The following is a 17587-nucleotide window of genomic DNA, read 5'->3' on the forward strand; positions in this document are numbered from 1 at the left end:
AGAACGGCAAGCGGGAGGCTTTTTATGCACCGTCACCTGTAGTCGGGGAGGGGGTATCGGTCCATCGGACAATCAACCGACGAACCGATACCCCCGAACGGCGCCATTCACCTGCTACTTGCGTTGGCGCCGCGACGAGGCTTTGGCCACGGTCAGCACCGTGACTCCCGCCAAGGCGAGTGCGATCGCCAGCATGAAGGGCACTGCGGTGCCGGTTCTCATCAGCGCCTTCGTGGCGGTTGCGGCGTTACCTTGCTGCCGGCTCTCCGGTGCTGAGGGCTTGTCGGGCGTGCTCGGGTCGCTGGGGGGCACCGGCGACGGGGAAACGTCGAGGATCTTCGTCATCGCGTAGTTGAGTCGCATTCCGGCTGTTTCACTCGTGGCAGGGGTGACGTATGCCCAGCGGCCGTAAAGCCATCCGATTGCCTGTTGCCGGGGATCGATGCCGGTTACGGACACTGTCTTCATGTCCGAGGAAATCAGGGTGGTGATGGTCCGCAGTATTTCCGTTCGATCGTGAATCTGCCGGCACACCAGTGCCAGATAGCCATTGGGAGCCGCTTGAAGATTGAATGTTTTGGAATAAGAATCGTCGAATAAGGTTGGATCGTTCAGTTGCACGCGTCCGTTCTGCTTGCCCTTGGCATCGAATCGGGTGATGAAATACCGTGCTTCGGCGTTTTCCGGTTTATCTTCCAGTTCGACGGTGAGCATGTATGCCGCATTATCCATGACGGTCGCCGCCATAACGTCATGGGTCTGCGCCACGAGGGTCGAGCGCGTGGCGGGCACGACCTTGTAGGTCCATGGCTCCTGCGCGGTTGAAGATGTGCCTGATGATGTACCGCTGTGCGTCAGAATCGCCTGCTCCAACGTCTTTCCCTGTACGAACAGTGCGGAACGTCCCTGCTTGCCTGTTACGGGGTCAGTGAAATACCCCTCGCCGGTTCCGGAGAGCGGGACGATGACCGGCGTACCACTTTGGGTTTCAAGCAGTTGCGCGGTGCCCTTGGAATAGGTGACCTGTACCGTTCCGTCGCTTTGCGGTGTCAGCATCGTCAGTTCGGAACCGGTGTAGTCGTATTTCGTCACATACAGCATGCTGTCGCCCGCACGAAGCAGCGATTGCGCCGGTCGTGCCGTATCGGTGTAGGCGATCATGCTGTTCGATGCCATGTCGATCCAATAGGTCAAGTAGGAATTCGTGGATTCGAAGGTGTTGAAAGTCGCTTCGAGGATATTGTTCCGCAGGCTGATATGGGCAAAATCGGAAATCGACGACGTTGTCCCGGCGAGCGGTATTTCCTTGACGGTGGGTTCGGCGGTAGCCGTGTCGCCGAAGCTCACGACGTGCAGTGTCGCACCGACTCGGAACACCATATATTTTCTGCCTTGCTCATCGGAGAGCATATTCGTCGCGGTGGCTAGCACGTAGGAATGATCCCCATGCCATGAGTAGGTTCCGGTCTTCTCGATGTTCTCCACGGGGCCACTTTCACCGGTACGGTGATTCTCTCGGAGGTGACCGTTTTGCCATCCTTGATCCCGAGGATGAACGTTCCTTTGGGGAAGGTGAAGGAACATGATAAGGAACATGATGATGTCGTGGTGAGCGTTCCAACGGGCAGTTGATAATCCAGCGTGATGATATCGCCATCGCCGTTGATGTCGAAATCGACATCGAAATCCTTGCCGTTGACGGTGAGGATCGCCTGGGAATAGGGATCCGTCTTCGCCACCCGTGCGCTGGTTTTGAGCTTGTAGGCGTCTGCGCCGATGATGCCTCTGCTCATCAATGTGTCGGTGATGGTGAATGCCTGGGGAATCTCATGACCGCTGTCGTTGTAGGAGATGGCAACGGTGGCGCCGAGCGCGTTGATGCTGGTCACGGTGATATCGATGCCGGTGAAGCCCGAGGCGGCCAGATCATGGAAATTCGTCGACGGCGTGGTCGAGCCGTTGATGTGGTCGCCTTGTTTCAGATCGGTGGAGCCATCATGATTGGGTGCTTGGGTCATGTCCACAAGTTCGATGACTTGGTTGTGCGCTTCGGTGGAAGAGATATTGGAATGGGTGAACACCCGCGAATCATTCAGCTCGGCCTGTACACGGTACAGACGCAGCATCGGACGGCTCATCACGGATTGATTGCCTACGGCATCATCGTATTGCAACACATAGTATGACGAGAACCTGCCTTCGCTCCCCAGCAATGCCGGGGCGGCGGAAATCGCCACGATGCTGCCCTGCTGGCGCATATCCTCGTAATCAAGCGAGGTGACCGCCTGACTCACTGAAGCCATGTGCTCGGCGTCGGCGTTGTCGCGTTTCACCGTGACTCCGTCCTGATTCACCACGATGCGCGTCACATGGTCGTCGTCGATCCATCCCAGCAGCCATTTCGAGAACCCTCAGTGGTCGCCGATATTGTCATTCATCATGTCATTGGTGTTCATGCCCTTATTGGGCGTGAATGTTGTCGGGTTGGAGTAATAGTCGATCAGACCAGGCGCATGGCCGGTTTCATGGATGATGGTCTGCGCCCCGCCTACGGTGTTTAAGGCGAGCGCAACGTGACGATGTTGCACAGCTCCTTGCCATCGAATATCAGTCCCTCGTTGGCATTGGACTCGTAACTCCACCAAGTACCGCCCCATCCGCTGTCCGGTCCGGCGAAATGCATGTACACCAAGTCGATGCGACCGTCGTTATTGCCGTCGAACTGGCTGAAATCGACGGTGGTGTCAAGGGCGCGCAATGCCTCCACGGTCACATCGCTGGTGTCGTTGTATTCGCCGCGGTTATGTGTGGCATGGTAGTCGAACGCCTGACCGGTGAAGCTGAGCTTGCCGTAGGAGGACCGCTGATAGTAGGAATTGAGGCTTTCATAGGGGTGGAAGTCCTGATTCGTGCCGTCGATCAGCGTCTGCAACGCCTCCAGACTGTCGCCTTGCGCGAACTTTTCGTCGGGGAAATCCACGCGGAGGGCGACCACCTTGGCCACACCGGTACGGCCCAGGCCAATCCGCTGGCCGAGCCCGATGGACTCGGGGCTTTTCTCATTGGGATCCTGCGGATCGAACGAAGTGTTGAGCGGCGCGTCGGATACCAGCGTCGATGCGTTCGACTGGCTTGTGGCCTGCCCGGTTGTGTTGTGATCGGTTGCGGCTGCGCTCTGACCGGCCTGACTTGCCTCGGTCTGATGAGCGCCGCGCTGTTCCGTTGCATCCTGTTCCGCCGTGCTCTGTTCAGCGGCGGTCTGCGCCAGCTGCGTCGCCTGTGAAGCCGCGACAGCCTCATCTGACGTGGTGCCGTTCATGCCATCCTGTGCCATGGCCGGTACGCTTGTCAGCGCACACCCGCATATCAGCAGCGCCGTGGTCGTGATCATTGCCGCGATGCGTCTGATACGCGCGGCACCGGTACCGTTTCCTGTTTCCATGGGTTTCCCTCTTTCATTTCCTTGAAGGCCCCCGAATCAACATTGATACCGGACATGCGGGATCGATAAGGCACTACGGTAGTCCATGCGACGAATGGGTTGTGTCGCTATCGATATACCGCGACGATCACCCCCGTTTCCGCGGCCATCATCACCCTCATCGCCACGGTCGGCTCCAGTATGAGCGACAGTGTTCTCCTCCCATGTCCGCCTTGTCCGCTGTGTTCGTCATCGTCGTTGCTCCCCGTTCCCATCACGATTGCGTGCTCCGCCAAAGTGCAGGCGACGGGTTCCGCCGGATTCGGTTGTGCTTGGTCGCAGCCCGCCGAGGACATGAGCGATACGGTGTCTCCGGGTATCAGTGTGTCGACGCTGTTCGCCACGGTGATGTCGAGCACGGTGTGCCCGGATGCGACCGATGGGGCGTTGCCCACGTCGGCGGCGTATAGCGGTTGCCCGGTTTCGATATGCGACTGGGCGATGGCGCCCTCCGCTTCGGATGCGGCGTGGAGAGCCCTGTTGGCGATGGATGATGCGGGAACACGTGTCAGGGCGACGTCGCCCTGACGGATGGTCGCGCCGCGTGCGATGGACGAGACGGCCGTGACGACCGTATCCGTGCCGGTGATGGCATCCAAGGCATGCAGGAAACCGAATGCGGCCATGCAGATGCAGACCACGGTGGCGATTCGCGCAAGCTTCGCGCGTCGCCGTCGAGCCCCCAGCGTGGGGGCGGTGAGCAAGGACCATGGCGGTGCGTTGACATTCTTCATACCGCCATGGTCAGGGAGGGAAGGTGCGTGCGCAAGCCCAACGGGCATTGTGGATTGCACCCTCCCGTTTCTTCACCGTTCGTTCACGAGACGTACCCGGAAATCGGGAATCGGAACGACCGGAACAAATCGGGACGAATCGGAATGCGAACTGAAGGTACGCCTCAGCTCTTGTCGGTGCGGTAGAAGCCGGATCCCTTGAACTCGATCGGCACCGCGGAATACACCTTGCGGACCTGCTCCTCGCCGCATTCGGGGCAGACGGTGATCGGGTCGTCGTTGAAGGACTGGTACTTCGTGAAGTCGTAGCCGCAGTTCTTGCAGCGGTAATGATAGGTAGGCATGTCACTCCTCCTGAAAAGACGTCTTACTCGGGTTGCAACCGTTCATATCCTAGTCATTGTCCTGACACGGTAGGCGGTCGTTCCGGTCGGCGGTCATCCCGTGCGGCGGTCATCCGACGGACGTGGCGATGGGCGTATAGCCGTCCGGGGTGAGCGTGGCGGTCACGGGAACGTCATGCGGTTCACGCGGCAGCGGGGGAGCGCAGACTTCCCAAGGCCAGCACACGGCCACAAGCGGGGCTCCCGGAACGCAATGCGTCAGCGCCCGGTCATACCAGCCGCCGCCCCTGCCCAAACGGTTCCCCCACGCATCGACGAGCAGGGCGGGAAGCAGGATCAGCGACGCGGATTCGAGAATGTTCGCGGGCAGCGTAGCGCCTGACGGTTCCTGTGGTCGGCGCTCGCCGTAATCCTCGAACGGCGCATCGGAGTATTCGCCCCAGCCGATTTCCAGCCCCGCCCCGAGCCGCGGCAGCAATATGCGGTGCCCATGTTCGGCGAGCGTATGCAATAGTGGCCTCGTCTCGACCTCCGACCCCATGGAGACATAAGCGGCCACGGTGCATCGGCGGTCGGGCAGCGGCAGTCCGCCGATGCACCGTGCGATGGTTTCGCCGGCGTGCAGCCGTTGCGCGGCGGTGGTGGTTTTGCGCCGTGCGATGGCGTTCTTACGCAGCGCCTGTTTCGTTTCATTCGCTTCCATGTCTGCCAGCATACCGACGCCGCTTGCCGCCTGCCGTTCGACTGCTCGGCTTGCGGCCATCGGTCCCGTTTGTCGTGCGAACGATGGCACAATAGGGGGCGTGTCATTGCTTCAGACTCTTCGTGGCATGTTCGGGGCGACGTCGCCGAACGCCATCCACGTGCCGGTCGAACTGCATGCGCCGATAGGTGGCGTGCCGATCTCACTGCGCACCATGGATATGGACGATGCCGACGAATGGAACGATGTCCGCTGGCGGAATACCGAATGGCTCAGGCCTTGGGCCGCGGGCGATCCGATGCATGGTTCCGGACTGACTTTCGAACAGTGGGTTCGCCGTCAGCGCAATGATGAGGCGCATGGCGGCGGTGTGGTGTTCCTCATCGAATACCGCAAGCGCATGGTCGGGCAGATTTCGCTTGGTGCGATCAACTATGGCGCGATGCGCAGCGGTGTGGTCGGTTATTGGGTGTCGCAGGATTACGCCGGTCACGGCATCGCTCCGATGGCGCTCGCCATGTTGGCGGATTGGGCCATCGGCAGTCCGGACGGGCCGCAGCTGCATCGTCTGGAAATCGCCATTCTGCCGGAAAACCAGCGTTCCCTTGCCGTGGTGCGCAAGGTGGGTGCGCGTGACGAGGGGGAGCGGGCCAATTACATGTACGTCGATGGGAACTGGCGTACGCATCGGACGTTCAGCCTGCTCGCCGAGGACATGGGTGACGGGTTTGAATCCCGTCTCATATCACGACATGCCGAATGGGAAACGCGAATATTGTGACGGCGTTGTCCTATTCTTAAACGTTATGGAATACGATTCGCTGAGCACGGTCATCGTGGCGGTAATCGTACTCTTGGGAATCGCGGTCTGGCTGCCCTTACGAACGTCCACCAGCATGAAACAGGTGCTGGAACATCGTGCGGACAAGTTTTCGACTTCGTTGCATCTTGTGGATGAGCACAGCGGAACACGGTTCAGCGATGGCCGGACACATATGGAAGGGGTTGGGATGCAGCCGAACACGAGGCGGCCGGGCGTGCCTACGGCGGAACGTATCGCTCAGGTGCGCAGTCTGCGTCGGGCGGCGATCAGGCGTCGTCGCATCATCGTCGTCACGTTGGCGCTGGTCACGGTGGTGGTGCTGGTTTGCGCGTTCTCGCTCCGGTTCAGCCCGTTGTACGCGTTGATCCCCGCGGCGGCATTGGGCATCGTGCTGGCGTTGGGCGTCCACGCTTCCAGACAGGCGCGTGAATGGGAGCATGAATTGTCGCTTGCCCGTAAGCGTGCTGCCGGCAACAAGACCGTCACCGACGCGCAGAAGCGCGCCATCGCCGAGCGTAAGGCGAAGCAGAAGGCTCTTGCGGATCATAAGTCGCAGCGTGCCGTGGAAGACCAGGAGTCGAAGACCGCCGAGAACGAGCCTCCGACCTATGAGATGGAGCAGCGCGAAATCCGTCAGGTGCTGCACAAGGCGCAGATGGAGCAGCGCAAGGCGTTGCAGGAACATGCCGCGCAGAAGAATCCGGAGCCGCAGGCGCAGGAACCGGTGCAGGAGCAGTCGAAGACCATCGTCGAAGCGGCGGAGAAGCCGTTGCCTGAACCTCATTCCGAGTCCGAGGTGACCCGCGAGGCCGGGTCCCAGGATCTCATCTCCTTCTCGTTGGGTGCGCCGCGTGAATCCGATGCAAGCAACGCCGAAACCGTTGAGGATCCGCAGAGTCTGGAGATCAAGTCCGCACGTCAGGTGGCCAAGGCCGAGCCGGTGGATACCGAGGAGCGCAAGGCGTTGGCGGCCGAGGCGAAGATGGAGACGGTGCCCGCGTCGGAGGCGAAGCAGTCCGATGGCGACGAGAAGGCCATGAACGCGGCTGATGCCGAGTCGCAGACCTCCGCCATCGATTCCTTCCATAAGGCAGAGCAGGAGGCGCAGGTCGCTGTTCCCGCAGCCACGTCCGATTCCCTGGGCAATGGTCTTGAGGAGATTCTCGCGCGTCGCGTCGCGGCCAAGTGATCGCCGAGCGATCGCCGGATGACCGCCGGGCGGCCGTTGGGCAATCGTCAAGTATGGTGCGGGGAATTTCTCTCACAGCGTTAGCACTCGAGTTGGCAGAGTGCTAAAAATCGCGCTACGATATGTTCCAGTGCTTGAAACCACTCAGGTGATCGTCAGCCTCTTGGGTCCGTTTCTTGGCGCAGAAACACTGAACTACTAACGAATACGAGGTGACCCACAGTGTCGATTAAGCTCACACCGTTGGAAGACAAGATTATCGTCAAGCAGGCTGAGGCCGAGACCCAGACCGCGTCCGGTCTGTTCATCCCGGACAACGCCAAGGAGAAGCCGCAGCAGGGTGAAGTCCTGGCCGTTGGCCCGGGCCGCCGCAACGATGCCGGCGAGCGTATCCCGGTGGACGTCAAGGTCGGCGACAAGGTGCTGTACTCCAAGTACGGCGGCACCGAGGTGCACTACGAGGGCGAGGACTACCTGATCGTCGCCGCCCGCGACATCCTGGCCATCCTCGGCTGAGACAAGATTTTTTTGAGAAAACCCCGCATTTTTTGCGGGGTTTTTCCGTTGCATGGCGCATTTGCGCACCCGCTCAGGCCGCTTATTTCCTTGCAACACGCCGTAAAGACGCGCCGAGTTGCGAAAGGCTGCGAGACGTGGCATATTATTCGAGTTGCCTGTTGAGGTTCAGCCAAGACAGGGAGCAGAGACCTGGCGGATTTCCCAAGCGGTCAAAGGGAGCTGACTGTAAATCAGCCGCTTCGTGCTTCAGTGGTTCGAATCCACTATCCGCCACGCCCCGATAGCTCAGTGGTAGAGCACTTCCTTGGTAAGGAAGAGGTCGTGAGTCCAATTCTCACTCGGGGCTCTCTGGCGGGGTAGCTCAGCTGGCTAGAGCGTACGACTCATAATCGTAAGGTCAAGAGTTCGAGCCTCTTCCTCGCTACAAATTGCGCCCGTTAACCGACGGGCGCTACTAATGACTACAGAGGTGAATGAACATGGCTAAGAGCGCCGACATCCGTCCCGGCATCACGCTGGCATGCACCGAGTGCAAGGAGCGTAATTACATTACGACCAAGAACCGTCGTAACACTCCTGATCGTCTTGAACTGAAGAAGTTCTGCGCTCGCTGCGGCAAGCAGACCGTGCACCGCGAGACCCGCTGAGTACACAATGCTTTTCAAAGACCCGACCGATTCGGTCGGGTCTTTTTGTATGCTGGCAGACTGTATGCTGTCAAACATGACTTCTTTTGCAGACATCACCACCATTGCGGTCGGCGGCGAAATCGACCGTTTCATCGAACCCACCACACGCGTCGGCGTCATCGAAGCCGTGGAGGATGCCGATTCCAAGGGTTTGCCGTTATTCGTGATCGGCGGCGGTTCCAACGTCCTCGTTTCGGATGAGGCGTTCCATGGCGTTGTGGTGCGTGATGCGCGGCGTGCGATCACGGTTCCGGACGAGGCGGCTCCCGTCGAAGGCGACGACCGCACCGTGCATGTCAACGCCGAAGCCGGCTGCAACTGGGATGATTTCGTCGACTTCTGCGTCGGCCTCGGCTTGGAAGGTGTCGAGGGCCTGTCCGGCATCCCCGGCACGGTAGGCGCGTCCGTGGTGCAGAACATCGGCGCGTACGGCCAGGAGGTCGGTTCCAGCGTCGAATCGGTGGAGGTTTGGGATCGCGCCGACAAAACCACCAAGGAGCTGCATGCCGCCGACCTGCGGTTCGGGTACCGTATGAGCGCCCTGAAGGAAAGCATGTACCGGGCTCCGGCGGTACCGGCGGATGAGTTCTTTCCCACGCCGCGCTACGTGGTCCTGTCCGTCACCTTCGCGCTCAAGCACAGCGCCACGGGTGCGGTCGGGTACGGCCAGCTCGCCAAGGCGCTGGGCGTCGAGATTGGCGATCGCATGGCCACCAGGGATATCAGGAACGCGGTGCTGAAGGTCCGTGCGGCCAAGGGCATGCTGGAGGACGCCACGCGCTACGCCGAACCCGCCATGCACGGGGCCAAGCGGGACGAACTCGTCGACGTTGCCTTGCAGGTCCAAGGAGCTGCCGACCCCGACAGGCACAGCTGCGGCAGCTTCTTCATGAATCCGATCCTGACCGCCGAACAGGCGGCTACCTTGCCGGATGATGCGCCACGCTTCGATGTGACGCTGCCGGACGGAACGCCCGGAATTAAAACCTCCGCCGCGTGGCTCATCGACCATGCTGGTTTCCACAAGGGCTTCAAGGTCACGCCGGATGCCAAGGCGGGTCTCTCCACGCTGCACACGCTCGCCCTGACCAATAGGGGTGGAGCGGGCTCGCACGACATCGAAACGTTGGCGAGAACCGTGCAGGACGGGGTGGAACGCGCCTTCGGCGTGCGATTGGTCCCCGAACCGGTGGTCGTGGGCTTCTCGCTGCGCTGACGGCCGACCTGGGACGGGCGACGGGTCGGGGCAGTGAGCCGCGGTAACGTGAATCTTGGCGGCTGGCTGTAGCGGTCTGCGGTGCTATGTTGCGGACATAGCTGCGCCTGGGTTACGCGGTGGTGCTACAGTCGCTATCCGTTCGTATCGGAACGAGAGGGAAAGTTTCGGAAAAGAGGCCGTCAGTGAACATATTTCGTAAGAAGTCCGTCGAGCAGACGCTCGCGGAAACCGAGGAATCGGGGCATAGCCTGAAACGCGACCTCACCTGGTGGGATCTGGCCATCATGGGCGTGGCCGTCGCCGTGGGCGCGGGTATCTTCTCCATCGGCGCGCAGGCCGCGGCGTTCCATGCCGGCCCGGCCGTGATCATCAGTTTCCTCATCGCGGGCATCGTGTGCGGCGCGGCGGTCATGTGCTACGCCGAATTCGCATCGATGATCCCCGTGGCCGGTTCCGCATACACCTTCACCTATACGACGGTGGGCGAGGTCGTGGCATGGATCATCGGCTGGGATCTCATCCTGGAGATGCTTATGGCCGGTTCGGTCGTATCGAAATATTGGGGCGTGTACCTGAACGACTTCTTCCGGCTGGTGGGGTGGAACATCAACACCACTATCGCCGTCGGATCGTTCCATATCGATTTCGCGCCGCTCGTCATCGTCGCGTTCTTCACCGCATTGCTCGTATTCGGCACCAAGATCGGTGCCCGTGTCGACGGTGCGTTGACCATCCTTAAGATCGCGATCGTGCTGTTCGTGGTCGTCGTCGGTTTCTTCTATGTCAAGGCCGACAACTTCACTCCGTTCATTCCCCCGAGCGAGCCCGCCGCAACCGATGGTACGTCCGGCGTGAGCGCCGCCATGAACCAGCCGCTGTGGCAATGGGTCACTGGCATGACCCCGACCATTTACGGCGTGACCGGCATCCTCTCGGGCGCGGCGCTCGTGTTCTTCGCGTTCCTTGGTTTCGACGTCGTCGCCACCACCTCCGAGGAGGCTATCAACCCGCGCAGGAACGTGCCGCTGGGCATCGGCGTGGGCATGGGCATGATCATCGTGCTGTACACCCTCGTTGCCATCGTCACCACCGGCATGGTCTCCTACAGGGATCTCGCCAGACAGGACAGCCCCTCGTTGGCCACCGCATTCGAGATGGTGGGCGCGAACTGGGCGGCCAAGATCATCAGCTTCGGTATCGTGATCGGCTTGGCCACTGTGGTCATGGTGCTGCTGCTGGGTGTCACCCGCGTCGTGTTCGCCATGAGCCGTGATGGCCTGCTGCCGCGTGTGATGAGCCGGACGGGCAGCAAAGGCACCCCGGTCGGTCTGCAGATTGGTGTGGGTGTGGTCATGGGTCTGGTCGCGGCATGCTCCGACGTGGACGTGCTCGCAGACATGGTGAACATCGGCACCCTGTCCGCTTTCACCCTGGTCGCCATCTCCGTGCCGATCATGCGCCGCAAGCGTCCCGATCTCAAGCGCACGTTCAAGATGCCGGGCAACCCGTGGGTTCCGATCCTTATCGCGGCGGCGAATCTATGGCTTATGGTGAACCTGAGCGTGCTCACCTGGATTCGTTTCGTGATTTGGCTGATTGTCGGCTTCGTCATCTACTTCGGGTACGGCTACCGTCACGCGCGTCTCGGCACCGGTGAACTGGCCTCGGCCGTAACCAAGAGGAGTGAACCCGACGAAACCAGCAATGGGGGAGTGACGGGATCGGAACTTGCCCAAGCCGGGGAGTAACCTAGAATACAGCGTTTTTCCAAGGAGGTAGCCATGCCATACGTTATCGCCCAGCCTTGCGTGGATGTCAAGGACAAGGCGTGCGTGGACGAGTGCCCGGTCGACTGCATCTACGAGGGGTCCCGTTCGCTGTACATCAATCCGAACGAATGCGTCGACTGCGGCGCATGCGAGCCCGTGTGCCCCACCGAGGCCATCTTCTATGAGGATGACCTGCCGGATGAGTGGGCCTGGTACAAGGATGCCGCGGTGAGCTTCTTCGCCGAAGTCGGTGACCGTGGTGGTGCCGGCGGCGAAGCCATCGGCAAGGATCCCGAACAGGTCGCGGTTTTGCCCCCGCAGAACCAGTGATTCGGCTCCACGAATCGTAAACGCCTTTCCTTCGGGAAAGGCGTTCTGCTACCCAAGGAAGGAAACACATGGGCTTTCACGAATTCTCCTCGCCCTACGACTGGTCCCGCATCGCCGCATACAAAGCGACCGCCGCTGAAGCGGACGGTGGCATGATCAACCTGTCCGTCGGCTCGCCCGTCGACCCCGTCCCGGCAAGCGTGAAGCAGGCGCTCGCCGCGGCCTCCGACGCGCCGAACGCGCACGGCTACCCCGTCACCGTCGGCAGCACCGACCTGCGCGACGCCATCCATGCATGGTTCCGCGACCTGCGCGGCGTGGATCTGGGCGCGGTGAATGCCGGCGTGGTGCCCACGGTCGGGTCCAAGGAGGCCGTAGCGCTGATGGCGAGTCTGTTGCGGCTCGGCCCCGGCGACGTGGTCGTGCAGCCCAAGGTCAGCTATCCGACCTATGAGATCGGCACGCAGCTGGCGGGAGCCACCGTGCTGAAGGTCGATGATGTAGCGGATATCGACTCCTGGGTGGATGTCCCCGGCGTCAAGGCCGTCTGGGTCAATTCGCCGTGCAACCCCACGGGCGAGGTGCTGGGCACGGATTGGCTCGCCGGCGTCGTCGCCGCGGCTCGTCGCATCGGCGCGGTGGTGCTGTCCGACGAATGCTATGCGCTGATGGATTGGTGTCAGGCCGGTTCCGAAGTCCGCCACGAGTGTGTGGGGAAGAACGGCAAGGAACGCACGTACGGGCTGTCATCCACGCCGTGCGCGTTGCACCCCGCCGTCTGCGAGGGTACCGCCGACAACATCCTCGTACTGTATTCGCTGAGCAAGCAGAGCAATATGGCGGGCTATCGCACCGCGTTCATCGCCGGTGACCATCATCTGGTACGGCGCATGAGCGATTATCGCAAGCAAATCGGGCAGATCATCCCGGGACCCGTGCAGGCGGCCATGGCGGCCGGTCTGCGTGACATCGAAGCCGTTCACGTGCAGCGTACACGCTATCGCGGGCGTCTTACGCGCTTGGTGGAGGCGCTTACGGCGTACGGCTATCAGGCGTCCATGCCTGACGGTGCGTTGTACGTGTGGGTCAGGGCGTTGAACGGCGACTGCTGGGCGGATATGGCCGATCTCGCTGAACTGGGCATCGTACCCAGTCCGGGTGAATTCTACGGAGCCCCGGAATATCTGCGTTTCTCCGCCACGGCCGCCGACGAGGCCATCGACGCCGCATGCTCGCGTCTCGTCTCGGCCAAGCGCTGACCACACACCGGTGTCTCGCAGGATCATGTGGGCGGCCGGTTTCGCGAATCGCCGAAGTCCGGTCATGGTGTAAACTAGATTAAGCCTCTACGTGGCGCTATGTCACCGAACTCCCCCAGGGCAGGAATGCAGCAAGGGTAAGTGGCCTCTTGCGGGTGCGTAGGGGTTTTCTTTTGCCCACGCGCGACGATGCGCCCCGCAGTCGTTCCCAAAGTCGGGTGCATACGCTGTTCCGCTGATGCACTACTCTTAAAACCATGACCGACGAACATATTCCCATGCAGCCAGAAATCCGAGATCCCCAATCGCCCGTGAACATGCTTGGCGGTTTCGGGCAGATCGGAACCGAGGCGCCCGTTCCCGGGGCGCCGGCTCCGGCACCGGGATTGTCGCTGTCCGACTTCGAGGATGATGGCGGGCGGGACATCGAACCCGAGGAATTGGATGCGATCGGGTACGTCGATCCGTTGAACGTCCGTCCGCGCACCTCCAGCAGGGTGCTGTGCGTGGTGTTCGGCGTGCTGATGCTGATCCTCGCCGCCGTGGCATGGTGGCTGGGCGTGCGCACGGAATCCGGCCAGTCCTACGACGACATGGTCGAAAGCACATTCGCCACGATCATTCCCGGCTGGCTTTCCGCCATGCTCGGAATCGGCACGCATCTCATGGTGCTCATCGTCTCCGTGATCATCTCGGTGGCCGCGCTGGCCATCGCGGCGGTGCGCAAGCGCTGGTGGCTGATCGGGCAGATGGTGGTATTCGCGGCGATCTGCGGATGCGCATCCCTATTGAAATACGTGTTGCCCCGCCCGTTCATCATCAAAACCGTCATCGATAACGCGCATAATTCCGCGCCTTCCGGGCATACCATCATGGGCATGGTGTGCGGTGTGATGCTGGTATGCGCCGTTCCCGTGGCATGGCGTTGGGTGGCGTCGCTGGTCGCCATGCCCTGGGGCTTGTTCGTCGGCTTGGCGGTGGTGTGCGGCAAATGGCATCGTCCGACCGACGCGGTGATGTCCATGCTGATCGTGGGCGGTGTGGCCCTGATCGTGCTCGCGTTCACGCGCACGTCCGGCATGGATGCCCTGGGCACGCGTCGTTCCTCCGCCGGTGTGCAGATCATCGCCAGCGTCGCGGTCACCGCGGGCCTGTTTGCCTGCGTGTTCGCCGGGTACGTCATCTGGCAGGTGATTCCGGGCCTGACCATCAGCGCGGCCTGGGCCAAAACCGATGCGGTGTATTCCGCCATCCTGCTCATCGCCGGCATGAACGCCGTGGTGCATGGCGTGGTGCTGGCATTGCGTCAGCTCACCGCATCCCCGCTGAGCAGGATCGGCCTGGTGGGCGAGCCTCCGGCACCGCCGAAAACCCGGGGCTGACACGCGGAGCGAACGGCATGGGCCGAGTGGCGTGGGGAAGCGTGATGCGCGGGCTGACCACATGTCGTGAGTATTATGGCTTCACGAAAGCAGAGTAATAAGGAGAGGGAATGGCAGACGGCAGCAAGCTTGTGATCGTAGAGTCTCCTACCAAGGCGCGCAAGATCGGCGGATACTTGGGGGACGGCTATACCGTCATGGCGTCGGTGGGGCATATCCGTGACCTCGCGCAGCCCAGTCAGATACCCGCGGCCGACAAAGAGAAATACGGCAAGTTCGGTGTGGACGTCGAAGACGGGTTCAAACCGTACTACATCGTCGGCAGCGAGAAACGCAAAACCGTCACCGATCTGAAATCCGCCCTGAAGAAGGCCGACGAACTCTACCTCGCCACCGATGAGGATCGCGAAGGTGAGGCCATCGCATGGCACTTGGTGGAGACGCTCAAGCCGAAGGTGCCCGTCAAGCGCATGGTGTTCCACGAGATCACCAAGAACGCCATCAAACAGTCCCTTGAACAGACCCGCGACGTCGACGCCGATATGGTCGATGCCCAGGAGACCCGTCGAATCCTCGACCGTCTGTACGGCTATGAACTGTCGCCGGTACTGTGGCGCAAGGTCGGCCCCGGCCTGTCCGCGGGACGTGTGCAGTCCGTCGCCACGCGACTCATCGTCGAACGCGAACGCGAACGCATGGCCTTCGTCCGCGCCTCGTATTGGGATATCGTCGCCACGCTCGTCGCGCCGGACGCGCAAGGGTCCAACGTCGACTTCGATGCGCGCATGGTGTCGTTGGGTGGCAAGCGACTGGCCGGTTCCAAGGATTTCAGCCCCGAAGGCAAGCTCATCGCATCCGGTGAGGCGAACGGTGTTCGCCAGCTGGACGAGACGGGCGCCGCAGCCGTGGCGGAAACGCTGAAGCATGCGCGGTTCACCGTGATGTCGATGGAATCGAAGCCGTACCGTCGCCATCCCCAGGCCCCGTTCACCACATCCACGCTGCAGCAGGTCGCGGGCAATCGTCTCGGCATGAGCTCCCGCGCCACGATGCGTGCCGCGCAGGGCCTGTACGAGAACGGCTACATCACGTATATGCGAACCGATTCGGTGGTGCTGTCCAGCGAGGCCATCGCGGCGGCCCGAGTCGCCATCGAACAGCATTTCGGCAAGGCCTACCTGTCCGGCGCGCCCAAACAGTACGTCACCAAGACGGCCGGCGCGCAGGAGGCGCACGAATGCATCCGCCCGGCGGGTTCGCGTTTCCATGATCCCGCCGAACTCGCCACCAAGCTGCCGAGCGATCAGCTGAAACTGTACACGCTGATCTGGCAGCGTACGCTGGCCTGCCAGATGGCCGACGCCACCGGTTCCACCGCCACGGTGAAGATCTCCGCCCCTGCGGGCGAGGCGGGCGAGGCCGTGTTCCAGGCGTCCGGTACGGTCATCGACTTCCCCGGCTTCATGAAGGCCACCGGTGAAGGCCGTACGTCGAAGGGCGACGGTGCGAAGGGCGAAACGTCGGCATCCCTGCCGCCGATGCGCACCGGCCAGGTGCTGGATGCCACGGATGTTCAGGCCGACGGCCATGAGACCCAGCCTCCGGCACGATACACCGAAGCCTCGCTTGTCAGGGAATTGGAAAAGAGGGAGATCGGCCGTCCGTCCACGTATGCGTCGATCATCTCCACCATCATCGACCGTGGATACGTGTACGAACGCGGCCGTGCGCTCATCCCCAGTTGGCTGGCGTTCGCTGTGATCAAACTGTTGGAGACGAAGTTCCCCAAGCTGGTCGACTACCAGTTCACCGCCGACATGGAAGCCGGACTCGACGAGATCGCGCATGGCAAGCAGACCGGCCGCGAATGGCTCACACGCTTCTACTTCGGTGATGGCGACGGAGCCGCCGCGAACGCCGACGAGGTGCATGAAGGCCTGCAGCGCCAGGTGGCGCAGCTGGGTGAAATCGACGCCCGAGCCATCAACACCATCGAAATCGGCGGCGGACTGCACGTGCGCGTCGGCAGGTACGGCCCGTACCTTGAGGACACGGAGCATACCGACGAGAACGGCAATCCGAAGCGTGCCGCCCTGCCCGACACCATCGCGCCCGACGAGCTCACCGTCGACGTGGCCCGCGACCTGATCGAGAACCACGCGGGAGGCCCGCGCGAACTGGGCCGCGATCCGAAGACTGGCAGCATGGTGGAGGTGCGCAACGGCAGGTTCGGTCCGTACGTGGCCCTGCTGCCCGTCGAAGGCGCCGAACCGGCGGATCAGGGTGCGTCGGCCAAGGGCTCGAGGAAATCCGATGCCCCGCGCCCGAAGATGGCCAGCCTGTTCAAGACGATGAGCCCCGAATCCATCACGCTGGATGACGCGTTGCGGCTGCTGAGCCTGCCGCGTGAAGTCGGCTCCTACGAGGAGACGAACGCCGAAACCGGTGAGATCTCCACGTCCACGGTCGCCGCGAACAACGGCCGTTACGGCCCGTACCTGACCAAGACGAAGGCGGACGGATCCACCGAGACGCGCTCGCTGAACTCCGAGGACGAGATCTTCACCGTCGACATCGAGACGGCCAAGAGCCTGTTCGCGCAGCCGAAATACCGTGGCCGTGGTCGCGGTGCCGCCAAGCCGCCAGTCCGCGCGATCGGCACCGATCCGGAAAGCGGCAAGCCCGTGGTGATCCGCGAAGGCCGCTTCGGCATGTATCTGACCGATGGCGAGACGAACCGCACCCTGCCAAGGCAGTACGATCCCGCGACGATCAGCCCCGAGGACGCGTACCGCATCCTTGCGGAGAAGCGCGCGATGGGACCGGCGAAAAAGCGCGGCGGACGCCGTGGCACCAAGAAAGCCGCATCCGGCAAGGGTTTGGCGGGCAAGAGCACGTCCAAGAGATCCTCGTCCAAATCCTCGTCCAAGAAGACGGGTGCGGCGAACGGCGTCGAGGCGAAACGCGCCGAACGCCGCGCCAAGGTGAAGGAACTGGCCAACCGCGGTTGGGCGAACACCCGCATTGCCGAGGAACTCGGCTCGACGCCGTCCACGGTGAAGTCCGACATTGTTTGGCTGACCGAGAACGAAGGCTATGAGCGCCCGACCGTAGTGCCCAAGGGCTCAGCGAGGAAGTGACGGATT

At 61.9% G+C, this 17587-nt stretch carries 17 protein-coding genes, 3 tRNA genes and 1 other RNA gene; 14 read left to right on the forward strand and 7 right to left on the reverse strand.

Translation table 11 applies throughout. The annotated features are described in order from the left end of the window. Window positions 1-114: 114 nt before the first annotated feature. The 7 genes from BUB29_RS06835 to BUB29_RS06860 form a co-directional block, all read right to left on the reverse strand. The gene (locus BUB29_RS06835; RefSeq protein WP_159430616.1) at window positions 115-1485 is read right to left on the reverse strand and encodes a hypothetical protein; all 1371 of its coding nucleotides are present in this window, start codon (window positions 1483-1485) and stop codon (window positions 115-117) included. After that, window positions 1425-2333: a hypothetical protein gene (locus BUB29_RS06840; protein WP_143155176.1), complete on the reverse strand. Its 909-nt coding sequence runs from the start codon at window positions 2331-2333 to the stop codon at window positions 1425-1427. The genes BUB29_RS06835 and BUB29_RS06840 overlap by 61 nt, the downstream gene beginning before the upstream one ends. 78 nt (window positions 2334-2411) lie before the next feature. Continuing rightward, entirely contained in the window at window positions 2412-2588 is a 177-nt protein-coding gene (locus BUB29_RS09845) for a hypothetical protein (RefSeq protein ID WP_159430617.1), read from the reverse strand. Next, on the reverse strand, window positions 2558-3442 hold the full coding sequence (locus BUB29_RS06845; protein WP_052109192.1) for a metallopeptidase domain-containing protein: 885 nt from the start codon (window positions 3440-3442) through the stop codon (window positions 2558-2560). Before BUB29_RS06845 ends, BUB29_RS09845 begins: the two co-directional genes overlap by 31 nt. 107 nt (window positions 3443-3549) lie before the next feature. After that, window positions 3550-4215 carry a flagella basal body P-ring formation protein FlgA gene (locus tag BUB29_RS06850; protein WP_051915192.1) on the reverse strand — a complete coding sequence of 222 codons (666 nt, stop codon included), beginning with the start codon at window positions 4213-4215 and terminating at the stop codon, window positions 3550-3552. Between the two features lie 164 nt (window positions 4216-4379). After that, window positions 4380-4559: an FmdB family zinc ribbon protein gene (locus tag BUB29_RS06855; RefSeq protein ID WP_033523282.1), complete on the reverse strand. Its 180-nt coding sequence runs from the start codon at window positions 4557-4559 to the stop codon at window positions 4380-4382. Between the two features lie 109 nt (window positions 4560-4668). Further along, a complete protein-coding gene (locus BUB29_RS06860) occupies window positions 4669-5262 on the reverse strand; it encodes a 5-formyltetrahydrofolate cyclo-ligase (RefSeq protein WP_081888448.1) in 594 nt (197 codons plus the stop codon). 100 nt (window positions 5263-5362) lie between these two features. Here BUB29_RS06860 and BUB29_RS06865 point away from each other — a divergent pair, with 100 nt between their 5' ends. From BUB29_RS06865 to topA, 14 genes are all read left to right on the forward strand, one after another. Next, the gene (locus BUB29_RS06865; RefSeq protein ID WP_033523281.1) at window positions 5363-6043 is read left to right on the forward strand and encodes a GNAT family N-acetyltransferase; all 681 of its coding nucleotides are present in this window, start codon (window positions 5363-5365) and stop codon (window positions 6041-6043) included. A 229-nt stretch (window positions 6044-6272) separates the two neighbouring features. Next, the gene (locus tag BUB29_RS06870; protein WP_143155177.1) at window positions 6273-7274 is read left to right on the forward strand and encodes a hypothetical protein; all 1002 of its coding nucleotides are present in this window, start codon (window positions 6273-6275) and stop codon (window positions 7272-7274) included. A gap of 222 nt (window positions 7275-7496) precedes the next feature. After that, the gene (groES, locus tag BUB29_RS06875; RefSeq protein WP_003827611.1) at window positions 7497-7790 is read left to right on the forward strand and encodes a co-chaperone GroES; all 294 of its coding nucleotides are present in this window, start codon (window positions 7497-7499) and stop codon (window positions 7788-7790) included. A gap of 194 nt (window positions 7791-7984) precedes the next feature. Then, a tRNA-Tyr gene (locus BUB29_RS06880) sits at window positions 7985-8066 on the forward strand. A gap of 1 nt (window position 8067) precedes the next feature. After that, a tRNA-Thr gene (locus tag BUB29_RS06885) sits at window positions 8068-8139 on the forward strand. 4 nt (window positions 8140-8143) lie between these two features. Continuing rightward, window positions 8144-8217: transfer RNA gene (locus BUB29_RS06890), tRNA-Met, on the forward strand. Window positions 8218-8272: 55 nt separating this feature from the next. Next, entirely contained in the window at window positions 8273-8440 is a 168-nt protein-coding gene (rpmG, locus tag BUB29_RS06895; protein ID WP_033508889.1) for a 50S ribosomal protein L33, read from the forward strand. 64 nt (window positions 8441-8504) lie between these two features. After that, the gene (locus BUB29_RS06900) at window positions 8505-9698 is read left to right on the forward strand and encodes a UDP-N-acetylmuramate dehydrogenase (protein WP_267895164.1); all 1194 of its coding nucleotides are present in this window, start codon (window positions 8505-8507) and stop codon (window positions 9696-9698) included. A gap of 185 nt (window positions 9699-9883) precedes the next feature. Next, the gene (locus BUB29_RS06905) at window positions 9884-11449 is read left to right on the forward strand and encodes an APC family permease (RefSeq protein WP_033523279.1); all 1566 of its coding nucleotides are present in this window, start codon (window positions 9884-9886) and stop codon (window positions 11447-11449) included. Between the two features lie 33 nt (window positions 11450-11482). Further along, complete coding sequence (gene fdxA / locus BUB29_RS06910) at window positions 11483-11800, forward strand: ferredoxin (RefSeq protein ID WP_033523278.1); 318 nt, start codon at window positions 11483-11485, stop codon at window positions 11798-11800. Between the two features lie 68 nt (window positions 11801-11868). Beyond that, window positions 11869-13059: a succinyldiaminopimelate transaminase gene (dapC, locus tag BUB29_RS06915; RefSeq protein ID WP_033523277.1), complete on the forward strand. Its 1191-nt coding sequence runs from the start codon at window positions 11869-11871 to the stop codon at window positions 13057-13059. 78 nt (window positions 13060-13137) lie between these two features. Beyond that, window positions 13138-13234, forward strand: an RNA gene (ffs, locus tag BUB29_RS06920) — signal recognition particle sRNA small type. A gap of 82 nt (window positions 13235-13316) precedes the next feature. After that, window positions 13317-14441: a phosphatase PAP2 family protein gene (locus BUB29_RS06925; RefSeq protein WP_033523276.1), complete on the forward strand. Its 1125-nt coding sequence runs from the start codon at window positions 13317-13319 to the stop codon at window positions 14439-14441. Between the two features lie 110 nt (window positions 14442-14551). Beyond that, window positions 14552-17581, forward strand: a complete 3030-nt coding sequence (gene topA / locus BUB29_RS06930; RefSeq protein ID WP_033523275.1) for a type I DNA topoisomerase — start codon at window positions 14552-14554, stop codon at window positions 17579-17581. The last annotated feature ends 6 nt before the right edge of the window (window positions 17582-17587 follow it).

It is taken from the genome of Bifidobacterium merycicum DSM 6492 (assembly GCF_900129045.1).
In the GTDB taxonomy this organism is placed as follows: Bacteria; Actinomycetota; Actinomycetes; order Actinomycetales; family Bifidobacteriaceae; genus Bifidobacterium; species Bifidobacterium merycicum.